Annotated in this window: 17 protein-coding genes and 5 tRNA genes; 11 read left to right on the top strand and 11 right to left on the bottom strand. The window is 46.4% G+C overall.

Going from position 1 to position 21,194, the window contains the following annotated elements:
• Positions 1-16 precede the first annotated feature (16 nt).
• Positions 17-1,249: a type II secretion system F family protein gene (locus tag FTV08_RS04790; RefSeq protein ID WP_180086792.1), complete on the bottom strand. Its 1,233-nt coding sequence runs from the start codon at positions 1,247-1,249 to the stop codon at positions 17-19.
• Between the two features lie 31 nt (positions 1,250-1,280).
• Positions 1,281-2,990, bottom strand: coding sequence for a type IV-A pilus assembly ATPase PilB (gene pilB / locus FTV08_RS04795; protein ID WP_180086793.1), 1,710 nt, complete (start codon positions 2,988-2,990; stop codon positions 1,281-1,283).
• Between the two features lie 277 nt (positions 2,991-3,267).
• Between pilB and tpiA the strand changes: the two genes are divergently transcribed.
• The 11 genes from tpiA to FTV08_RS04850 all read left to right on the top strand — a co-directional run bounded on the left by tpiA (position 3,268) and on the right by FTV08_RS04850 (position 10,634).
• On the top strand, positions 3,268-4,059 hold the full coding sequence (tpiA, locus tag FTV08_RS04800; RefSeq protein WP_086044368.1) for a triose-phosphate isomerase: 792 nt from the start codon (positions 3,268-3,270) through the stop codon (positions 4,057-4,059).
• 13 nt (positions 4,060-4,072) lie between these two features.
• Positions 4,073-4,402 (top strand): preprotein translocase subunit SecG, encoded by a 330-nt coding sequence (gene secG / locus FTV08_RS04805; RefSeq protein WP_004281101.1) that lies wholly within the window; start codon positions 4,073-4,075, stop codon positions 4,400-4,402.
• A 53-nt stretch (positions 4,403-4,455) separates the two neighbouring features.
• Positions 4,456-4,540, top strand: a tRNA-Leu gene (locus FTV08_RS04810).
• Positions 4,541-4,594: 54 nt separating this feature from the next.
• A tRNA-Met gene (locus FTV08_RS04815) sits at positions 4,595-4,671 on the top strand.
• 80 nt (positions 4,672-4,751) lie between these two features.
• A tRNA-Met gene (locus FTV08_RS04820) sits at positions 4,752-4,828 on the top strand.
• A gap of 68 nt (positions 4,829-4,896) precedes the next feature.
• A tRNA-Met gene (locus FTV08_RS04825) sits at positions 4,897-4,973 on the top strand.
• A 197-nt stretch (positions 4,974-5,170) separates the two neighbouring features.
• A tRNA-Met gene (locus tag FTV08_RS04830) sits at positions 5,171-5,247 on the top strand.
• 223 nt (positions 5,248-5,470) lie between these two features.
• Positions 5,471-5,995, top strand: a complete 525-nt coding sequence (gene rimP / locus FTV08_RS04835; RefSeq protein ID WP_004281103.1) for a ribosome maturation factor RimP — start codon at positions 5,471-5,473, stop codon at positions 5,993-5,995.
• A 34-nt stretch (positions 5,996-6,029) separates the two neighbouring features.
• Positions 6,030-7,514: a transcription termination factor NusA gene (gene nusA / locus FTV08_RS04840; protein WP_004281105.1), complete on the top strand. Its 1,485-nt coding sequence runs from the start codon at positions 6,030-6,032 to the stop codon at positions 7,512-7,514.
• Positions 7,515-7,524: 10 nt separating this feature from the next.
• Positions 7,525-10,230 (top strand): translation initiation factor IF-2, encoded by a 2,706-nt coding sequence (infB, locus tag FTV08_RS04845; RefSeq protein ID WP_180086794.1) that lies wholly within the window; start codon positions 7,525-7,527, stop codon positions 10,228-10,230.
• Positions 10,230-10,634 (top strand): ribosome-binding factor A, encoded by a 405-nt coding sequence (locus FTV08_RS04850; RefSeq protein ID WP_004281108.1) that lies wholly within the window; start codon positions 10,230-10,232, stop codon positions 10,632-10,634. Before infB ends, FTV08_RS04850 begins: the two co-directional genes overlap by 1 nt.
• An 85-nt stretch (positions 10,635-10,719) precedes the next feature.
• Here FTV08_RS04850 and FTV08_RS04855 read toward each other — a convergent pair whose 3' ends face one another.
• The 9 genes from FTV08_RS04855 to hisIE all read right to left on the bottom strand — a co-directional run bounded on the left by FTV08_RS04855 (position 10,720) and on the right by hisIE (position 21,098).
• Positions 10,720-11,121, bottom strand: coding sequence for a Na+/H+ antiporter subunit G (locus tag FTV08_RS04855; protein ID WP_005108489.1), 402 nt, complete (start codon positions 11,119-11,121; stop codon positions 10,720-10,722).
• A 10-nt stretch (positions 11,122-11,131) separates the two neighbouring features.
• Positions 11,132-11,407, bottom strand: a complete 276-nt coding sequence (locus tag FTV08_RS04860; RefSeq protein ID WP_005108490.1) for a monovalent cation/H+ antiporter subunit F — start codon at positions 11,405-11,407, stop codon at positions 11,132-11,134.
• Complete coding sequence (locus FTV08_RS04865) at positions 11,404-11,922, bottom strand: Na+/H+ antiporter subunit E (protein WP_180086795.1); 519 nt, start codon at positions 11,920-11,922, stop codon at positions 11,404-11,406. The genes FTV08_RS04860 and FTV08_RS04865 overlap by 4 nt, the downstream gene beginning before the upstream one ends.
• Complete coding sequence (locus FTV08_RS04870) at positions 11,922-13,730, bottom strand: monovalent cation/H+ antiporter subunit D (protein WP_180086796.1); 1,809 nt, start codon at positions 13,728-13,730, stop codon at positions 11,922-11,924. The genes FTV08_RS04865 and FTV08_RS04870 overlap by 1 nt, the downstream gene beginning before the upstream one ends.
• On the bottom strand, positions 13,730-14,095 hold the full coding sequence (locus tag FTV08_RS04875) for a Na+/H+ antiporter subunit C (RefSeq protein WP_114541783.1): 366 nt from the start codon (positions 14,093-14,095) through the stop codon (positions 13,730-13,732). The genes FTV08_RS04870 and FTV08_RS04875 overlap by 1 nt, the downstream gene beginning before the upstream one ends.
• Before the next feature lie 4 nt (positions 14,096-14,099).
• Positions 14,100-16,937, bottom strand: a complete 2,838-nt coding sequence (locus tag FTV08_RS04880; RefSeq protein WP_180086870.1) for a monovalent cation/H+ antiporter subunit A — start codon at positions 16,935-16,937, stop codon at positions 14,100-14,102.
• A 436-nt stretch (positions 16,938-17,373) separates the two neighbouring features.
• Positions 17,374-18,756, bottom strand: a complete 1,383-nt coding sequence (locus FTV08_RS04885; RefSeq protein ID WP_180086797.1) for an AAA family ATPase — start codon at positions 18,754-18,756, stop codon at positions 17,374-17,376.
• Between the two features lie 41 nt (positions 18,757-18,797).
• The gene (locus FTV08_RS04890) at positions 18,798-20,300 is read right to left on the bottom strand and encodes a UvrD-helicase domain-containing protein (RefSeq protein ID WP_086044926.1); all 1,503 of its coding nucleotides are present in this window, start codon (positions 20,298-20,300) and stop codon (positions 18,798-18,800) included.
• A 15-nt stretch (positions 20,301-20,315) separates the two neighbouring features.
• Entirely contained in the window at positions 20,316-21,098 is a 783-nt protein-coding gene (gene hisIE, locus FTV08_RS04895; RefSeq protein WP_004732472.1) for a bifunctional phosphoribosyl-AMP cyclohydrolase/phosphoribosyl-ATP diphosphatase HisIE, read from the bottom strand.
• Between the last annotated feature and the right edge of the window lie 96 nt (positions 21,099-21,194).

Genomic DNA, 21,194 nt, shown 5'->3' on the forward strand with positions numbered 1-21,194 from the left:
ATATTTAACCTGCTGATTAGCCAACGACTGAACCCATTTGGAAGATTGGAAGATACATGGCAATCACCAGACCACCAACGAGTACACCAAGAACAGCCATGATTAATGGCTCCATCATCGAGGTTAAGCCGTCTACTGCATTATCAACTTCATTTTCATAATGTGTAGCAACTTTATCCAGCATGGCATCTAATGCACCTGACTCTTCACCAATCGCAACCATTTGTACCGCCATAGATGGAAACTTGTTGGTGACCCGCATGGCAAACTGAAGTTGTTGACCGGTCGCGACATCTTCACGGATTTTCATCACGGCATCTTCATACACGACGTTATTGGTAGCGCCGGCAGTGGATTCCAGCGCATCAATCAAGGGTACACCGGCTGCGAAAGTCGTGGCGAGGGTACGGCTATAACGTGCAATAATCGCCTTATACACCAGATCCCCGAAAATCGGTGCCTTGAGCGCTGCTTTATCCAGAAAATCACGGAATTTTTTACTGCGTTTTTTGGCTTCTAAAAATGCTGTAATCGCTATCCCGATACCAATAATTAATAGGAACCAGTATTGCTGGAACCAGTTAGACATGTTGACAACCAGTTGTGTAAAGGCGGGAAGATCAGCACCAAAGCCTTGAAATAGTTCTTGGAATACAGGAACAACCTTAACCATTAAGATGATAGTAACAGCAATAGCTACCACTATGACTGATATAGGGTATTTCATAGCTTTTTTGATTTTTTGCTTGAGCAGTTCGCTTTTTTCTTTATAAATTGCTACACGATCGAGCATAGTTTCAAGAGCACCCGACTGCTCGCCTGATTCAACTAAAGAGCAAAATAAATTATCAAAATACTGTGGATATTTACGCAGTGCTCCAGCGAAAGTGTTACCCCCCTCGACTTCACCTTTAATTCCCAGTACAACTTCACGCATGGATGGATTTTCCAGACCTTCTGCGACAATCTCAAAGCCTTGTACCAGTGGTACCCCGGCTTTCATCATGGTCGCCAACTGTCGGGTAAAAATTGTAATATCCAGTGTTGAGACTTTTTTCTTCATCAAGCCTTCAAGGATATTTTTTTTCTTTTCCCGAATGGTCTTGATGCTGATGCCTTGTTTCCGAAGGGTGACCTTGGCCAGAGCCATATTTTTTGCTGGCAATTCCCCCTTGATCTTTGCCCCTTTACGATCAATTCCTTCATAGCTGAAGATCGGCATCATCTGGCCTTTCTTTACTGCTGCCATACCTTTATCCTTATTTTAGATCAGCGCCTGATCATTCGCTGGTGACACGATTGACTTCCTGTAAAGAAGTCACCCCCTGCATCACCTTGATTAAACCTGATCGGCGTAAATTGTTAAAACCTGCGCGTGCGGAAGCATCGGCAATTTCAAGTGCATTGCCGTCCTCCATAATAATTCTGGAAATTTCGGGTGTTACTTTCATAACTTCATAAATACCCACACGACCCTTATATCCTTCGCGACATTCATTGCAGCCCACCGGTTCATAAATTTGGAACTCAGGTTGCTGCAAGTCGGTTTCGGTAAAACCCATCTCCAGTAAGCTTTGTTTCGGAATATCGGCAGGTTTTTTACATTGTGAACACAAACGACGCGCCAACCGTTGTGCAATGACCAGGTTGACTGAAGTGGCAATATTGAAAGAAGGCACCCCCATATTGCGTAAACGGGTCAAAGTCTCAGGCGCACTATTGGTATGCAGCGTCGACATCACCATATGACCAGTCTGCGCCGCTTTAATCGCAATCTCGGCAGTTTCCAGATCCCGGATCTCACCGACCATCACGATATCCGGGTCTTGACGTAAGAAGGACTTTAGGGCGGCAGAGAAGGTCAGTCCGACCTTATTATTGACGTTGACCTGATTAATGCCTTGCAAGTTAATCTCGACCGGATCTTCCGCCGTTGAGATATTAGTATCTTCACGATTGAGTATATTCAGACCAGTATACAGTGAAACGGTTTTACCGGAACCGGTCGGGCCGGTGATCAGCAGCATCCCTTGCGGTTTGTCCAGTGCCTGCATAAACAACTCTTTTTGTTCTGGTTCATAACCTAGGGCATCAATCCCCAGCATCGCGCTGGATGGATCCAGAATACGCAGTACCAGCTTCTCGCCAAACAGGGTAGGGAGAGAGTTGACACGGAAGTCAATGGCTTTGTTTTTGGATAATTTTAGTTTGATTCGACCATCTTGCGGTACCCGTTTTTCTGAAATGTCCATTTGCGACATAACCTTAAGACGTGAAGACAAGCGGTTTGCCAGCTGTAAGGGCGGGGTTGCAATCTGACGTAGAACACCATCGACCCGGTAACGTACCCGATAGATTTTTTCATAAGGTTCAAAGTGTAGATCTGAAGCGCCCATACGGATCGCATCAATCAGCAATTTATTAATATATTTGACAATCGGTGCTTCTTCACCCTTGTTACTGTCATCCTCTTCTTTATTCGGATCAGCAGATTCGACATCAACATCCAGATCAAATTCTTCATCAAACTCAAACGTGCTTTCTTCAGTAAAATTCTGCTCGATCAGTTTTTCAAGTTTATTGTGTTCAACAATAATGGTTTCAATATTGAGTTTAGTCGAAAAACGGACTGCATCGATCGCTTCGATATTGGTCGGGTTGCTGGTCGCAACATATAAAATACTGGAATTTTTAAAAATCGGCAGGATGCGATACTTGGTAATCAGCTTTTCATCAATCGCATCCCGCAAAATTTGGGCAGGATCATAGGCACTGATATCAAACAGCGGTTCGCCAAATTCAACTGAAATCGTTTCAGCAATGATGGTCGGAGAAAGCTGCTGCTGGTTAATTAACTCAGCCACAATATCGACTTTTTCTTGTTTGGCATGCGCCAACGCACTGCGCATATCTTCAGCCGAGATGAGGCCTTCCTCGACCAAACGACGAATAAATCCGGTAAATCTTGGCGACCCCTGTAATGCTGTCATGCTATAAATGCCTACTCATCAAATTCTTTTAATTGCTATACTAAAATTATACGTTTGTTACGTAAAAATACCATAGCCAAGAGTGCTGCTAGCTTCCTCATCTCCAGTAAAAGCATGAACTGGTTAGAAGAAGTCCACATTTTTTTAAGTGATAACAAAAAATAACCATTTTGGATAGTCTAAACCGAGAATGAGTGATAAGAAAACTATTCTTTTAATTTTCCAATTCCGTGTAGAATGTGCCCAATTCAAAATATGTAAATGAAATAGGTTAATTATGTCGGTTTCGACGATTACCCCTTGGGTGATAGGTAACTGGAAAATGAATCCGGTGCAGGCAGAGGCATTGAGCTTGGTGCGTGGTATTAAGAATTTGCTGGAAACTGCGCCAATTGCCGAAGATCAATGTTATTTAGGTGTGGCACCGATTGCCATTGCCTTAAGTCAGATTCAGGCAGAGCTGTCATCTGCGGTTCGTCCGATTTATACTGTAGCACAAGATGTTTCACGTATTTCAGGAACGGGTGCCTATACCGGTGAAGTCAGTGCTGAATTACTCGCAGACAGCCAAATCCAGTATGTACTGGTAGGTCATTCTGAGCGCCGTGAAATATTTGCGGAAAATACTGATATTTTAAATGCTAAAATCAAAAATGCTTTAAGTGCTGGTTTGACGGTAATTTATTGTGTCGGTGAAAGCCTGGAACAACGTGAAGCAGGGCAGGCAGAAACTGTAGTATTGCAACAAATTTGTGATATCGCTGCTGTGGTTGAATCAGAGCAATGGAAAAATATCGTGATTGCTTATGAACCGATCTGGGCAATTGGAACCGGTAAAACAGCTTCTCCTGAAGATGCACAGGCCATGCATGCACAAATCCGTCAAGGTTTAAGCCAGATTACGGGCTATGGCGAGAGTATGGCGATTCTATATGGTGGTAGTGTCAAGCCGGAAAATGCAGTAGAGTTAGCAGCCTGCCCAGATATCAATGGGGCATTGGTCGGTGGTGCATCACTCAATGCTGAGTCGTTCCATAAAATTGCTCATGCATTTGCAAATACACAATAATTAGGAGTTCAGCATGCAAACTTTTGTGCTGGTAGTACATATTATCTTAGCTGTTTTGATGATTGTCTTGATTTTGGTTCAGCATGGTAAAGGTGCAGATGCTGGTGCCTCTTTCGGCGGTGGTGGTGCAGCGACAGTATTTGGAGCATCGGGTTCGGGTAATTTCATGACCCGTTTGACTGCAATTTTTACTGCACTGTTTTTCGTAACCAGTCTGACTTTGGCGATTTTAGCCAAGCAACAAACCTCGAATGCCTATAGTTTGGGATCGGTTCAGTCTGCGCCGACCACACCTGTACAATCGAATGAAACTTCACCAACTGCACCAGAAACGACCGAATAGTTTTAATTAATCCTTTCTTTTTTTCAGTGATACGACTAGAATGCGTCACAGCTGCGGTGGTGGTGGAATTGGTAGACACGCTACCTTGAGGTGGTAGTGCTTTCGGGCGTGGGGGTTCAAGTCCCCCCTTCCGCACCAACTTATAATCCAGAAATTTAAGTTGGTGTATGCAGCTGAAAAAACTTCTGTTGATGCGGGATGGAGCAGTCTGGTAGCTCGTCGGGCTCATAACCCGAAGGTCGTTGGTTCAAATCCAGCTCCCGCTACCAATCAATCCTTTTAGAAGACGCAAACTTTCAAGAGGCAGCTTAAACCAGTATTAAGCTGAGAAATTTAATTTGCATGTTGTTGCGGGATGGAGCAGTCTGGTAGCTCGTCGGGCTCATAACCCGAAGGTCGTTGGTTCAAATCCAGCTCCCGCTACCAATCTTTTAAAGATGCAAACTTTAAAAGCAGTTTAAGTCTTTTAAACTGAAATGTTATTTGTACGCTGATGCGGGATGGAGCAGTCTGGTAGCTCGTCGGGCTCATAACCCGAAGGTCGTTGGTTCAAATCCAGCTCCCGCTACCATTTTAAATGGTTTGGTAAGTGTTATTTATAGATCTAGTTGATGGCCTGTCGGGCTCAACCCTCTATAAACTGGCGAAGGTTGTTGGTTTACATCCGGCTCCCACTACCAATTTTTCAGTGACAGATGACAAATATGCAGAATGATGTGGTTTTGATTGAAAAGTTCTCATCTTTTGTATATAATTTTTGCACGTTGATGCGGGATGGAGCAGTCTGGTAGCTCGTCGGGCTCATAACCCGAAGGTCGTTGGTTCAAATCCAGCTCCCGCTACCAAGTTTCTAAAAAGAGGCTCACAACAAGGTGGGCCTTTTTGCACAGTGGGATTTGAAAAAATCTTAAATTGTGCATTAATTGGGGCGATTTACGCCCTTTTTTATTGGCTATCGTGTAGTGTCGACATTATTTGGTCAAATCTCCATGTTTCACTACTACTATAGTTTGTATTGGTTTGTAGTGGTCAAATAGATCATAAAATCGCACCAGATGACGAGAGTAAATGAAGCTATCAAATAAAACTCAAGCACTTCAGGACTTGATTGCACCAGCAGTTGAAGCCTGTAATGTAAACCTTTGGGGGATTGAATTCCTGCCACAGGGTAAATGTTCGTTATTACGTATCTACATCGACAAGCCAGTCGATGAGAGCGTTGCACCAGCAATCAATGAAGATGGTGAAGAAGAGCAGGGGCGTGGTATTGGCGTTCAGGATTGTGTGCGTGTCACGCAGCAAGTGGGCGCAATGCTGGATGTTCATGATCCGATCTCGGGTGAATATTCACTTGAAGTATCTTCGCCAGGCTGGGACCGTCCATTCTTCCAGCTCGAGCAGATGTCAGGCTATATCGGTCATACCGTAGCACTACGTTTGATCAGTGCGGTAGATAACCGTCGTAAATTCCAGGCCAAACTGGTTGCTGTCGATCTTGAAAATGAAATGATTCAGGTTGAAGTAGAAAAGCAACAGGTATTGGAGATCGACAGTCACAATATCGATAAAGCAAATTTGGTCTTCCAAGATTAATTTAATAAATAAAAATTTAACGAATAGGTGACGTATGGCACGTGAAATTCTGACCGTCGTTGAAACGGTTAGTAACGAAAAAGGTGTACCTCGTGAAGCGATCTTTGAAGCGCTTGAGCAAGCTTTAGTTGCTGCGACAAAGAAAAAATTCTACGAAGGAACACATTCGGAAGAAGCACGTTTACGTGTGGAAATCGATCGTAAAACAGGTGACTATCGTACTTTCCGTCAGTGGGAAGTGGTTGCAGACGAAGACCATGAAATGCCAGCTTGTCAGGATGCCATCTCTGATGTCGATCCGGCAAAATGGTCGATTGGCGACATTCGTGAGCTTGAAGTGGAATCGATTGACTTCGGTCGTATTGCAGCGCAAATTGCCAAGCAAGTGATCGTACAGAAGATCCGTGAAGCAGAACGTGCACTTGTAGCCGATGCTTACGAATCGAAAGTCGGCGAGCTGATCTACGGTGAAGTGAAAAAACAAACCAAAGACGGCTTTATCATTGACCTAGGTGACAATGCTGAAGCATATCTTGCTCGTGAAGAAATGATTCCGAAAGAAATCCTTCGTCCGAAGCAACGCGTGAATGCGATTCTATTCAATGTCAACCGTGAAGGTCGTGGGGCGCAGTTACAACTGTCACGTGCTAAACCGGATATGCTGATTGCATTGATGAAGAAAGAAATCCCTGAGATTTCTGAAGAAATCATTGAAATTAAAGCGGCGGCTCGCCAACCAGGTGTTCGTGCTAAAATTGCAGTGAAAACTAATGACCACCGTATTGACCCGGTGGGTGCTTGTATTGGTATGCGTGGTACTCGTATTCAGGCTGTACAGCAAGAGCTCAATGGCGAGCGTATTGATGTGGTAGTTTGGTCGGATGATCCTGCGCAATATATCGCAAGTGCATTGGAACCAGCAGATGTATCGAGTATTGTCATTGATGAAGATGCACGTACTGCAGACATCATTTTCGCAACCAGCGATCAGTTGGCACGTGCGATTGGTTCACAAGGTCAGAACGTTCGTCTGGCATCTGAATTGACTGGCTACAAGCTGGACATGATGCTGGAAGAGGAATACTACGCCCGTCAACAAAACGAAGCGCAACAATATTTAGACATGTTTGTTACCCGTCTGGATATCGCGGAAGATTTGGCGATGGCATTGGTAGAAATGGGCTTCACCTCGCTTGAAGAAATTGCTTATGTCCCTGCAGAAACGTTTGATGAAATCGAACTAGATGCGGAACTGGTTGAACTACTGCAAAGCCGTGCGAAAGAAATTGCACTTGCTGATGCATTACAACAGCAAGAGAACATACAAGCGCCAAGTGAAGAACTTGTTGCAATGGAAGGCATGACAGTAGAGATCGCGCAAGCGCTAGCAGCTCGTGGTGTGGTAACAGTGGATGATTTAGCAGATCAGGCGACTGACGATATCGAAGATATTGAAGGTTTGGGTGCTGAGAAAGCAGGTCAACTCATTATGAAAGCGCGCGAATCATGGTTTAACTAGGAGGTAGTATATGACGGACAAGTCGATTAAAGAGTTAGCCCTCAATGTGGGTCGTCCAGTTGAGAAGCTCCTAGAGCAGGTTCGTGAGGCAGGTTTACCACAGCGTAAAGCTGACGATATTATTACCACCGAACAACAAGACAGCTTGACGAGCCATGTGAAAAAGTCACAGGGTTCAGAAAGCCAAGCAGGGCAAATCACGTTGAAACGTAAAACGACTAGTACGGCTAAAGTAGCCAGTACTTCAGGTAAGGCGAAAACGATTAATGTAGAAGTTCGCAAGAAGCATACATTTGTTAAGCCGGATCCAGAACAGATCAAAGCAGAAGCATTGGCGAAAGCCAAGGCTGAGCAACAGGCCAAAGCTGCGCCTGAGCAGAATACAGCGCAAGCTTCTGCTGAAGCTCCAACAACTGGCGTAAATAACGCCAATAAAGCTCTAGAAGCGATGCGTGCTGCTGCAAAGCAAACCAGCGACAAGCAAGAAGTTTCTAAAGCGGCAGTTGTGGTAAAACGCAAATCAACCAACAAGCCGATTGTGAAGCAAGTTGTTAAACCAACTGAAACTGCTGAACAGAAGAAGGCGCGTGAAGCAGAAGCAGCAAAATTGAAAGCTGTTGAAGAAGCTGCACGTCGTAAAGCGGCTGAAGAAGCGCAGCAACGTACGCTTGAACAGATGCGTCAAATGGCGTCTAAGTACACCGCGGAAGATACCACTGCAACCATTCGTGTTGTGGATGATTCTCCTTTGGCTGCCGGCCTTGTTGGTCAGGCATATGAAGACTCTTTTGCCAAAGAAGACCGCGAAATCAAACGTGGTACGAATACGCCGAGCGCGCGTGCACCTAAAAAAGGTGGTCGTCGTGGTCAGGAAGAGCAAAGCTTCAGCAAACAGCCTAAGCGCGGTTTAAAAACTAGCCAGGGCAACAAGCACGGCTTCGAAAAACCTGTGAAAAAACAGGTTTACGATGTTGAAATCGGTGAAACGATTGTCGTTGCTGACTTAGCTGCGAAAATGGCAGTTAAGGTTCGTGAAGTGATTAAATCACTCATGAAAATGGGTGAATTGGTTACTCAGAACCAAGCAATTGATCAAGAAATTGCTGCACTTGTTGTTGAAGAAATGGGCCATAATCCGGTACTGGTTTCTGATACACAAGCTGAAGATAACTTGCTTGAAGCAGCTGAAGAAGCACGTGGTGCGCAATCTACGCGTGCACCTGTTGTTACCATTATGGGTCACGTTGACCATGGTAAAACATCGCTGCTTGACCGTATTCGTCGTGCCAAAGTGGCTGCTGGCGAAGCGGGCGGTATTACCCAGCATATCGGTGCTTATCATGTAACTACTGATAAAGGTATGATTACATTCCTTGATACTCCGGGACATGCAGCATTTACTGCAATGCGTTCACGTGGTGCGAAAGCGACTGATATCGTAGTTCTAGTTGTTGCAGCAGATGATGGTGTAATGCCACAAACTGCAGAAGCAATTGACCATGCACGTGCTGCAGGTACGCCAATCATTGTTGCAATCAACAAGATGGATAAAGAATCTGCTGATCCAGATCGCGTTCTGAATGAATTGACTGTGAAAGAAATCGTACCAGAACAATGGGGTGGTGACGTTCCAGTGGCAATGGTTTCTGCACATACTGGTCAAGGTATTGATGAACTTCTTGATATTATTTCGATTCAAGCTGAACTTCTAGAGCTTAAAGCATCTGAAGAAGGTGCTGCACAAGGTGTTGTAATTGAAGCACGTGTAGACAATAGCCGTGGTGCGGTAACGTCTATTCTGGTTCAAAACGGTACATTGAAAGTAGGTGATCTTGTTCTTGCTGGTTCATCTTATGGTCGCGTTCGTGCGATGACGGATGAAAATGGTCAGCGTATCAAATCTGCAGGTCCTTCGATTCCGGTGGAAATTCTGGGTCTTCCAGAAGCACCAATGGCGGGTGACGAAGTTCTTGTGGTGAGTGACGAGAAGAAAGCACGTGAAGTTGCCGATGCGCGTATGGATCGTGAACGTCAAAAACGTCTTGAGCGTCAATCTGCAATGCGTCTTGAAAACATCATGGCGTCTATGGGCAAGAAAGATGTGCCTATCGTAAATGTTGTGTTGAAAACTGACGTACGCGGTACCTTGGAAGCATTACACGTTGCACTTGCTGAGCTTGCGACTGATGAAGTTAAAGTACGTATCATCGGTTCTGGTGTAGGTGCGATCACTGAGTCTGACGTGACACTGGCTGAATCTTCAGAAGCAGTTCTACTCGGCTTTAACGTACGTGCGGACAACGCTGCGCGTCAAAAAGCAGATGCAGACAGTATCGACATTCGTTACTACTCAATCATCTATCAATTGATTGATGATGTGAAAGCAGCAATGAGCGGTAAGCTTGCACCAGAACATCGTGAAACGATTCTGGGTGTTGCACAAGTACGTGAAGTATTCCACTCAAGTAAGTTTGGTGCGGCTGCGGGCTGTATGGTACTTGAAGGCGTATTGCATCGTAACAAACCGATTCGCGTATTACGTGATGATGTGGTTGTGTTCCAGGGCGAGCTTGAATCTCTTCGTCGCTACAAAGAAGTGGTTGAAGAAGTTCGTGCCGGTATGGAATGTGGTCTTGCGGTGAAAGGCTATAAAGACATCAAAGCACTGGATAAGATCGAAGTGTACGATGTTCAACTGATTAAACGGAGTCTTTAATGGCGGGTAGTCAACGTCTGAAGCGTATGGCGGATACAGTACAACGCGAGTTGTCAGAACTGATCCGTCAGGAGCTGAAAGATCCACGCTTAGGTGGTCTCGTGACCATCTCTGCGGTGAAGGTGAGCCCAGACTTGGGATATGCGGAAGTTTATGTCACTGTGATGGGACGTGAACTTGGCGATGAACAAAGTCAGGAAGCTAATAAAGAAACTTTGGATGTGTTGAACAAAGCATCTGGTTTCTTGCGCCACGAGCTGAGTCGTCGTATCAAAACCCGTATTACGCCTCGTCTACGTTTCCATTACGATAAGACCAATGCATATGGTAACTATATGTTTGGTCTGATCGCTGAAGCAGTGAAGGACTTACCTGAAGCTGAAGCAAAAAAAGATGATGAATAAGTCTTAGGACTAAAAAAGCCACCTTCGGGTGGCTTTTTTTATCTCTCTATTTTGAGATTTGGGAGAACTGGAATCGCTTGCTCAATTAATCTAAATCATCATTGCGATTGATTTTCTTTTCATAAAAGGTACGACGGCGTGAACGCTGCCAAGGCAGGGGGCGTTCCAGCGTTTCCGGCACTTCGCCACTCAAAGAGCGTAACCGCAAATGCAATGCAGCCTGTGCCATCAGATTGGCGGATACCGGCGCAGTAATAAAGGCAAACAGGGTAATCAGCACTTCAGCAAAACCGAAACGGCCATACATGGCAGAGAAAATCATCGCCGCAATTAAAAAACTGCCGAGGCCCAAAGTACTGGATTTGGTCGGTGCATGCAGACGCATGAACAGATCGGGCAAACGCACCATCCCAATTCCGCCGACCAGCATAAAGAAAGCACCAATCAATAGAAAAATCGACACCAGTATTTCTAAAATTAAAGACATTTAAAAACTCCTAGTCGATGACATGGCCAGTAGTGAAATAACGCGCCAAGGCTGCGGTAGAAACAAAGCCCAGCATCGCGACCAAGAGAGCGCCTTCAAACAGAAATGTACTGCTCCAGTAAATACCCAAAATCACCACCAGACAGGTGGCATTCAGAAACAGGGTGTCCAGTGCCAGCAGGCGGTCCACAATAGAAGGGCCGGTAATCAGCCGGATCAGACACAGTAACATGGAGATGGTTACCGCACCCAGACAAATCAATAATGCATAAGGTAGAATTGTCATGCTTTTTCTCCTGATCGTGCATTAAAAATCTCAATGAGCGGGCGTTCATAGCGCTGCTTAATTAGCTCGATTTCGGCCGCTTCATCATCTGTGCTTAAGGCATGCACCAGAATATCACCACGATCCTGGTCAATCCCTGCAGATACCGTGCCCGGTGTGGTGGTAATAATCATCGCCAGCAAGGTGTTGACTTCTTCATGTTCGGTGTCTAAAGGCACTCGGAACCATTTTGGATGCAGATTCTTCGTCGATCCTAGCACCAGTTTTGCGACTTTGATATTGGCTACTACAATATCCCAAACTACGACAAAGAACAGGTGCAGGGCAGGAGTCCACTGGATATTAGGGGTATAGTCAATAAAGGGTTCGACCATACGTGGAATGATCACCGCGAGTAGCAAGGCCATCAGCAGGGTTCCAGCGTCCAGGCTGTGTGCCAGTAAAACCCAGCTCAGTCCTACAATCACAGAAACCAGCGGATGCGGGAACCAGCGTTGAAATAATGATTCAGCCATTAAGGTCCCTCCGCCGGTTTAAGTTGATTATCATCATATTCGGTCTGTTCAATGTGCTGCTGGTCAATCTGGCGTTGCTTGAATTCAGAAATATGTTCACCCTTCAAGGTCGCTTCTGAAATTACATAAGGAATCAGATGCGCATTAGGATCTATCACCTCACCACCATATTTGGTTTCTGGCAAATACTTCGGATCGAATGGCTGGACGCTAATAAACTGACCTTCTGCATCCGGTTTTAACAGCGCGGCTTCATAGACCGAATTGTTTTTGATCTGTTCCGCAGTCTGATAATTATATTGATAAATCGGTCCGGCAAACACCACGTAGGCGGTTAAGCTCGCGAGCAATATATAAATCACCCGGTCATTGCGTGCCGGCGCTTTACTCGGCAGGGCTTCATATTTATGAAACTCTTCAGAATCAAGATCATCTTCAGGTCTGCTCGAACGCCAGAACAGGATAAAACCGACCCGGGTAAAAGCCAGAATACTGAGAAAACTTACCAGCAAAATGGTCAGGATAATAATCATCTGATAATCTGAATTAGCAGAAGCCTGCAAAATAAAGATTTTACCGAAGAATCCACTAAACGGTGGCAGGCCTGCCATCATCAAGGCGATGATGAAATAGACAATCGAAACCAGCTTGTTCTGTTTCATCAGTGGGGCGATTTTAAAATGATCTTTAAATTCGCCACGCTGTGAGGTAATCCAACCCGACAGAATATAAAATGCGGCCGCAATCAGGGTACTGTGTACCAGGTAATATAGCGCACCCGCCCAAGCCGCAGTATTATTCAGGCCAATGGCCACCAAAATCGTTCCGACTGAAGACAGCACCATAAAACCGACAAAACGGCGCAGCCGTTCGGTGCCAATCGCACAGATCACCCCATAGACGGATGTGACCAGGCCAATCACTAGCAGACAGTTCATCAGAATCTGATGGCTATATTCATCATCAAAAACCGTGCCGTTGATCCGCAAAATCGCATAAACCCCGACTTTGGTCATGATGGTAAAGAGCGCGGCAACAGGAGTCGTGGCTACTGCATAGGTTTTGGGTAACCAGAAACCCACCGGCAGCATTGCTGCTTTGATTCCAAACACCACAAACAGCATCAAGCCACCAGCAACCGCCAGTTTATGCTGATCTTCTGCAAGGGTTGGCAGCAAACGGGCCACATCAGCCATATTCAGGCTGCCGACACTGCCATAAATCATCCCGAGTCCAATCAGGAACAGCGCAGACGCCAGCAGGTTAATGGTGACATAGTGAATTCCCAGCTGAAAACGTGCCTTACCTTGTCCATGCAACAGCAGTACATAAGACGCCATCAGCAAAATTTCAAAGAATACGAACAGGTTAAACAAATCACCGGTTAGGAATGCACCAGTCAGACCCATCAGCAGGAAATGCACCATGGCATGGAAATAACGGCCGCGTAAGTCCCATTCTTTGCTGGCATACCAGACCACAGGCAAGGCGAGCGCATAGGTCAACACCAGCATCATGGCCGAGAGCTGATCCAGCACCAGCACGATCCCGAATGGTGCTGCCCATTCGCTGAGGGTGTATACGCTGATTTGGCCCTCGCTGCTGTTTATCAGATAGCTAACGGCAATGATCAGGCCCAAGATTCCCGAGAGATGGCTGATACCACGACGCCAGGGTTGACGCCAGTCCGTGATCAGAGAGCCTGCACCCGGATTTCCCAAAAGTACCAAGGCAAAAGCGGTAAAGGCCGGCAAAAGAATGCTGAAAATAGGAGTATGTTGAGTCCAGAAATTGAGAAGATCAGTCATTAAGGCTCATCCTCACGTGGATCAATCTGGGGGATATCTTCTTTTGAGTCAACGTGGTCTGTTCCTGATTCGTAGCGGCTACGCAGTGCCAGTTGGACAATAAAGGCAGTGGTGGCAAAGCCAATCACGATGGCCGTCAGCACCAGTGCCTGAGGTAGAGGGTCAGTCACATTCGCGGCTTCGGTTAATACTGCAGGCGAATTCATCTGAATCCGGCCCATGGCAAATAAAAACAGGTTGACCGCATAACCAATCATGGCCAAGCCCAATACCACCGGGAAGGTACGGGCACGCAGGATCAGATAAATGCCTGTGGCTGTCAGCAGGCCAATCGCAGAGGCTAATAAAAATTCTAAACTGATCATTCTATTATCCTCTTGGTACGGGGCCAGTCATGCTTGAGTGACGTGAATCGCCCAAGACCGAAATCATCAGCATGGTCGCACCGACAACAGTGACATAGACGCCGACATCAAACAGTGCAGCCGAAGCCAGATGCATTTCTCCAATGATGGGCGGAGAGACATAAATATGTGCACTGGTCAGGAATGGACGTGACCAGAACCAGGCCGCGATTCCGGTCAACCCTGCAATCGTTAAGCCGATCCCGATCCAGATTTCATACAGGCGACCGGATTTGGCGCCAAGCAACTGTTCGGTTTTGTCCTGTCCCACTGCAATATATTGAATAATAAGTGCCAGTGAAGTCACCAGTCCGGCAATGAATCCACCGCCCGGCAGGTTATGGCCACGCAAAAAGATATACAGGCTGACCACTAGCGCGACCGGCAAAATCCAGGATGCAGTAATACGCAACATCAGCGGGGAAGGATTAAAACGATAGGTCAGGCCTTGGGTCATGGTGGTACCATGCGCACGCATGCCATCCATCAAGCTGAGTACACCAATTGCGGCAATCCCCAGGACGGTAATTTCGCCGAAGGTATCGAAACCACGGAAGTCGACCAGAATCACATTCACCACATTGGTTCCGCCGCCCAGAGGAATGGACTGTTGCAGGAAGAACCATGAAATGGAATTGTGATCACGGGTCATGATCAGCCAGGCAATTGCCGCAATCCCGAGACCGCCGCCCAAGGCAATAATGGCATCGCGCCAGCGACGGGTCGGGCTCGATTCATATGGGGTTAACTGCGGCAGTAAAGATAAACTCATCAGGAGCAGAACCGTGGTGACCACATCGACCGTAATCTGGGTCAGTGCCAGATCGGGCGCCGAAAAGCCGATAAAGACCATGGTGACGACCAGACCGACTGCACCGCTAATCAGTACCGCTTTAATCCGTTCATGATGGAACCACAGCAGCATCCAGCAAGCCGAGAATAGCAGTAACCACAAGATAATCGCCAGGGCAGGAGCATGGGTCAGCTCGCGCGTACCCGTACCCACCGCATTGCTGAGTAATGGGAATCCCACCAGGCCGACGGTAAAAATCACAATCCATAATAAATAGCTTTGTAATTTGCCATTTTCAGTGGCACGGCGGAAACGACGTGAATTCAGCAGCAAATTTTTCAAAAATAGATCGAACAGTATCCGGCCCTGTAAGCGGCCCAGTTTTGGATCCAAGTCGATTTCACGTAAGGCGCCACCTTTGGCGAGAGAAAAGTAAAAGATTATTCCGCCGAGCAGAGCAATCACACTCATCAGAAGGGGCAGGTTGAAACCATGCCAAAGCGCCAGATGAGTGCCTTCAAAGGCAAAATTCTGGGTGGTGGCTTGAGTGGTGCTATTGACAATTTTTTCCACCAGAAGAGCGGGCAATAGACCGACTAAAATACATAAAATTGCTAACAAAGTGGCCGGTGCGCGCATACCAAACGCAGGTTCATGTGCATCTTTATTCGGGACCTGCTTGCCTAACGGACCATCGAAAAAGACCCCATGCACCAGTCGAATGGAATAAGCCACCGCAAAAATCCCGGCCAATGTTGCGAAAATAGCGGAGCCGACCATAAGTGGACCACTCAAGCTGGCGACCAGTTCGGTAAAGAACATTTCTTTGGACAGGAAACCATTGGTCAACGGTACACCCGCCATGGATGCTGCCGTGATCATGGTCAGTGTTGCGGTAAAGGGCAGTAATTGCCACAAGCCAGACAATTTACGTAAGTCACGGGTACCGGATTCATGATCGATGATGCCGGCAATCATAAACAGTGCCGCTTTAAAGGTGGCATGGTTAATAATGTGGAAAATCGCTGCTGCAACAGCCAATGGTGAACCAATCCCGAGCAGACACATGATCAGACCTAAATGGCTGATGGTGGAATAGGCGAGCAAGCCTTTCAGGTCTTCCTTAAAAATGGCAAAGAAGGAGGCCATGCACAGGGTAAACAGACCAACAAAGGTCACAATATTATGAAACAGTGCAGCGCCGGCAAAGATCGGGAGCAAACGTGCGACCAGGAATAAACCGGCTTTGACCATGGTGGCCGAGTGCAAATAGGCAGAGACCGGTGTCGGTGCAGCCATGGCATTCGGCAACCAGAAGTGGAACGGGAACTGCGCACTTTTGGTAAAGGCACCAAGTAAAATCAGCAACAAGGTTGGAACAAATAAATGATGGGACTGAATCTGCTCAGTCATCGTCAGGATTTGGTCAAGCTGATAAGTGCCGGTAATTTGACCAAGCAGGACAAAACCGCCCAGCATCGCCAGACCACCCATTCCGGTAATGGTCAGGGCCATACGCGAACCACGTTGCGCCGCTTCGTAATTGCTCCAGTAACCCACCAGCAGGAAAGATGAAATACTGGTCAGTTCCCAGAAAATCAATAAGATAATCAGGTTATTCGACAATGAAATTCCGAGCATCGCCGCCATAAATAGCATCAGCAGGAGATACAGTTTGCTCAGTGAATTTTTTGGATTGAGATAATAATAGGCATAAATATAAATCAGTGTACCAATTCCGCTGATCAGCAAGGCAAACAGCAGTCCCAGAGAATCCAGGCGAAAACTGAAATCGATGCCGAGCTGGGGCAGCCAGGACCAGGTCTGGGTAATCACTGCACCATCAAATATGGCGGGCGCCTGACTCAATAATAATAAGAAACTGCTGAGGCTGACACCAATTGCCCCTAAAGCCGTTACCCCGCGCGAAAATTGCTTCAGCCACGAGACAAGGGTTGTGCCTAATACTAACGGTAACAATATAATAATCGGCAGCACACTCGTATCCATTGTCATGATTTAGGTTTTGACCAACCTAAGGTGAATCTTTATCTTTCAAGGATTACAGGACCACAAGGAGCGACCCAAACTTCTCAATCTTGAAAGCCAAAAGAATATTCAAAAAGAATATAAAACAGTTGTATTGCGCAACTTATAAACGATAGCAAATTCCGATTTTACAATGAAATTCGCAAATAAAACCGATCATATTACAGGATAACAACAACATCAACGTTTTTATGTGGAACTTATAAATTATACGCCGGCTCGGTTTTAACAGGCGCTGCATGCTTAAACAGATCATCCAGAAGTGACCGAAAATTAAGATTAAATTGCAGGCATTGATTGTAAATTTGACTCAAAACAGTTCAATCCTAGTAAAAACAGAATGCTGGAAAAGGCTCCCTTATTGACTCAAACAATCGCGCTTATTTTTTGAATCTGTTTAGAGCGACTGAGGTAGCGTCGGATGGTACTCCTGAGTAAGTAGGGCCAGCAGTTCCTGCTGTTGTTCGGGATTTAACTGTTGCTGAATCATTTGCAATACTGCAAGCGGTGTGATGGGTTCGGTGACCGTTTCCAATAAAGTATCTTCGGGCGAGATATCTTTATTTCGCTGCAGTTCCAGCTCTGCGTAGATCTGATCAAACTGGGTTTTCATACTTTCAAGATGAATGGGGTGCAGCTGTTTATTTTCCAGTTTCAGACATTGAAAGCCTTGCGCCTGTTCCAGTAATTCAGGCCGGTTGCCGGTCGCAATAATCTGCAAGTTAGGAAAAGCCTGATGCAGGCGTGACAGGATCACTGCTGCCATCTCCTGATCCAGTTGATGATCAATTGCATCAATCAGTAAAATACCTGTACCTTCCTGACAAGGGAATAAACTGTTGGGATTCAACAGACAAAGACGCCGCACAATATCGCCCACCAGCGCAATCCAGTTGCGGATACTGTTAGGCAGTTGCTGGAAAGTGAAAGTTTGTTGCTGATAGGTCACCATCAGTTGCAGCTTGGGCTGGTATTTTAAATATATCTGGCTGACTTCTGGCATGATCAGCGACAGGGCCTGTTTTAAAGCGGTGAGATTTGGTGCATGCAGATGTGCCTGGGCTTTCTCGATCTGCCGAGCCAGTTCATCTCCTCGGATATTCTCAGGCTGCTGCAAGGCACGCGCCAAAATCTGGTCCATAATCTTGGCACTTTGCGCATTTTCAATATCACTGATTTCACGAAACCATTCAAAAAAACGAGCAAAGGTGGTGAAAGGAATCGCAGCTATTTCATAAGCATGTGCAGACTGGAGAATGGCCGGGTTATTTTTGCTGAGCAGATTGACTTCATTGGTAAAACGTTCAGCAGGATAATAGGCAATCAGGGGTAAGCCGAGCAGGGGATCGTGCAAGCGGGCTTTGTGATACAGGCTGAGCACGCTTTCAAGCTGTGAGGTTTCTGCTTTGCTAAATCCTAGACCCTGACTGTTTAGGGTCTTGTAGATTTGCCATGAACAGCTTTGTAGCTGGGTAGGCTCAGACTGACTGGATTCTGGCAAGCTGCCCATATCTTCAGGAAAACCGATCCGGATATCAATTTTGGATTGCAGCCGGTTTTGCATGATGTCCTGATCTTGCATCACCAGACCCGCGGCACGGCTGTCGCGATAACGCGCTGCAAACCAGGTCAGTGCCTGATAGCTAAAACGTAAAAGCGTAGTTTTGCCAGTTCCCTGATTGCCCAGAATCAAGGTGACCGGGCATTGCGGATAATTAAACTGGAGCTGAATGTCGGAAAAATGCAGGGTATGTTTCAGTTGAAGCGCTTGGATGTGCATAGATCACCTGTCCTATGAGGTTTACATCCATGCCATGCACCTTAACCGACTGCCTGCCGAAGCGACTGCGGCATTTTGATCTTCAGTTGCTGAATCAGGTCATAAATGTGATGAATATTTAAACTCACTTTAGCACGTGTACAAGCCACGTAAAGTAATCTTAATTCTTCATCACTAATTTTATGATCTTTTTCATTCAGCTTAAACTGATAGTCATCTTCAATATGAACCCGATCCCATTCCAGACCTTTGGCCTTGTGTGCCGTGGAAATAATATAGTCAGCTTGGGCAATCGGGGTGATTTTAGCCAGGGCTTTTTTTAGTGGATCAGTCCCATGTTCGTCCACCAGTTTGACCAGTGGCTTGATGTCACTGCCTTCATTGGTTTCACAGTATTCATGGACATCATGCCAGGAGTTAAACCAGGCCAGTTCCGGTACATCAACCACACGTTTGCCCTGTTTCAGCATGGCGGCCGCATCGACAAAACGATTCAGTTTGACGTGATCGGCTTGCAGACTGACTTTATCGCCACGAACTAAACCCGCTAATAACAATTCCATTGCACGAGCATTGGTCCGGCATAAAATTGCATCGCGCATTTTGGTATGCGGTTTATTCACGACTTTAGAGTCTAATTGCGGATTGCCGAGTAAAGGCACAGTTTCATTTAAGGCACCTAAAATGGCATTGGCATTCAGGGCAATTTCAGGGCCAAAACGAAATGAGGTGGTCAGACGCGATTCTGGTAAGGGTAGTTGCTGCATGGCATTGACTGCACCACGCCAGGCATAGATCTGCTGATGCGCATCTCCGACATAAATCACCTGGGTGCTGCGCTGTTTCAGCAAAATCCCCAGCATTAAGGGATCGGCATCTTGGGCTTCATCGAATAGTACATAATCGGCCGGGATATTCGGCTCGGACAGTGCCCAGAGTTTCAGGTAAATGTCATGACCGATGCCGGCCTGATGATTTGGATCAATCGACTCTAGCCAGCGTCGTTCGACTGCCGGATAAAGTTTCTTCTGTAAAGTCTCGATATCATCCGGATGCAACCAGCTCGGCGCCTGGATATGCCGTGGGGCAGGGTATTGCGAACTGGTCGAGCAGAAATGACCAACAGCATTGGCGACCAAGCTTGCCAGACGCGAAGGCATCAAGACATATTTTTCATAACGCCCACCCATCATGCGGCGCATGGTCATCGGTTCAAGCCGGTATTCTTTGGCAATAAAACTTGGACTCAAGCGTGGCAAGCGCAGTTTGTCGGTGACTCTACGTGGAACACTGCGAAACGCCAGTGAGTGAAAAGTACGGCAATCGACACCCCGGTGAAACTTGGCCTGTGCTTCACTGGCAATGGCCTTGTTAAAAGCCAGATACATGCCACGTCTTTGTGGCATGGCATCACTGATCATTTGCAGGGTCGTGGTTTTACCTGTGCCTGCATAGGCAATGACTTTAAAGGATTTGCCCAGACGTGCGTTATCAATGGCAGTGGCCTGCTCATAGGTCGCGGTCGGTTTTTTTAAATCAGACACAGATGAATTCAAGGCTTAATGCTGACGGTTGGCTTTTTCGACCAGACCGGACAAGCCTTGGCGACGGGCCAGTTCATTTAATACCAATTGCACATCCAGGTCGAAGTAACCCAGCATCACAATGGTATGGAACCAAAGATCTGCCACTTCATAGATCAGATCATTTTTATGGTCTGCCGAAGCATCCTGATCAAAGTCTTTGGCTGCCAGCACAGTTTCAAAGCTTTCTTCACCGACTTTTTCCAGAATCTTGTTCAGGCCTTTATGGTACAACTTGGCCACATAAGAGGAGTCCGGATCGGCCTGTTTGCGTTCTGCCATCATCTGACCCAGATAAGACAGGACTTCGACCTGTTCAGATTGGGCGGTTGACGCTTGCATCGCCAGCGTATGCGGATTCGTGGATTTTTCGCCATAAATCGCAGACGGATCTTTCAACTGTGCATCGACAATTTCCCAGCCCATTGGCGTGAGCTTGCGATAGAAGCATGATTCACGGCCAGTATGGCAGGCAATGCCACCATGCTGTTCAATTTGCAGCACAATCACATCGGCATCACAGTCCAGACGGATTTCATGTACGGTCTGAAAATGTCCTGATTCTTCGCCCTTATGCCATAACTTGTTGCGTGAACGGGAGAAATACACTGCCTGATTTTTTTCGGCAGTTAAAGCCAAGGCTTCACGGTTCATCCAGGCCACCATCAACACACGTCCAGTTTGATGATGCTGGGCAATGGCAGGGACTAATCCTTGTTCGTTAAATTTTACTTCATCGAGCCATTGCGCGTTATTCATAAGGGTTTCCATCATTTCAATCAAAATATAAAAATACGGATAGGAAATATCCGCTGATAGTGTACGTGATCTCGCAGCATTTGCGGCAAAAATCTG

Source organism: Acinetobacter sp. YH12226 (assembly GCF_013417805.1).
Classification (GTDB): Bacteria; Pseudomonadota; Gammaproteobacteria; order Pseudomonadales; family Moraxellaceae; genus Acinetobacter.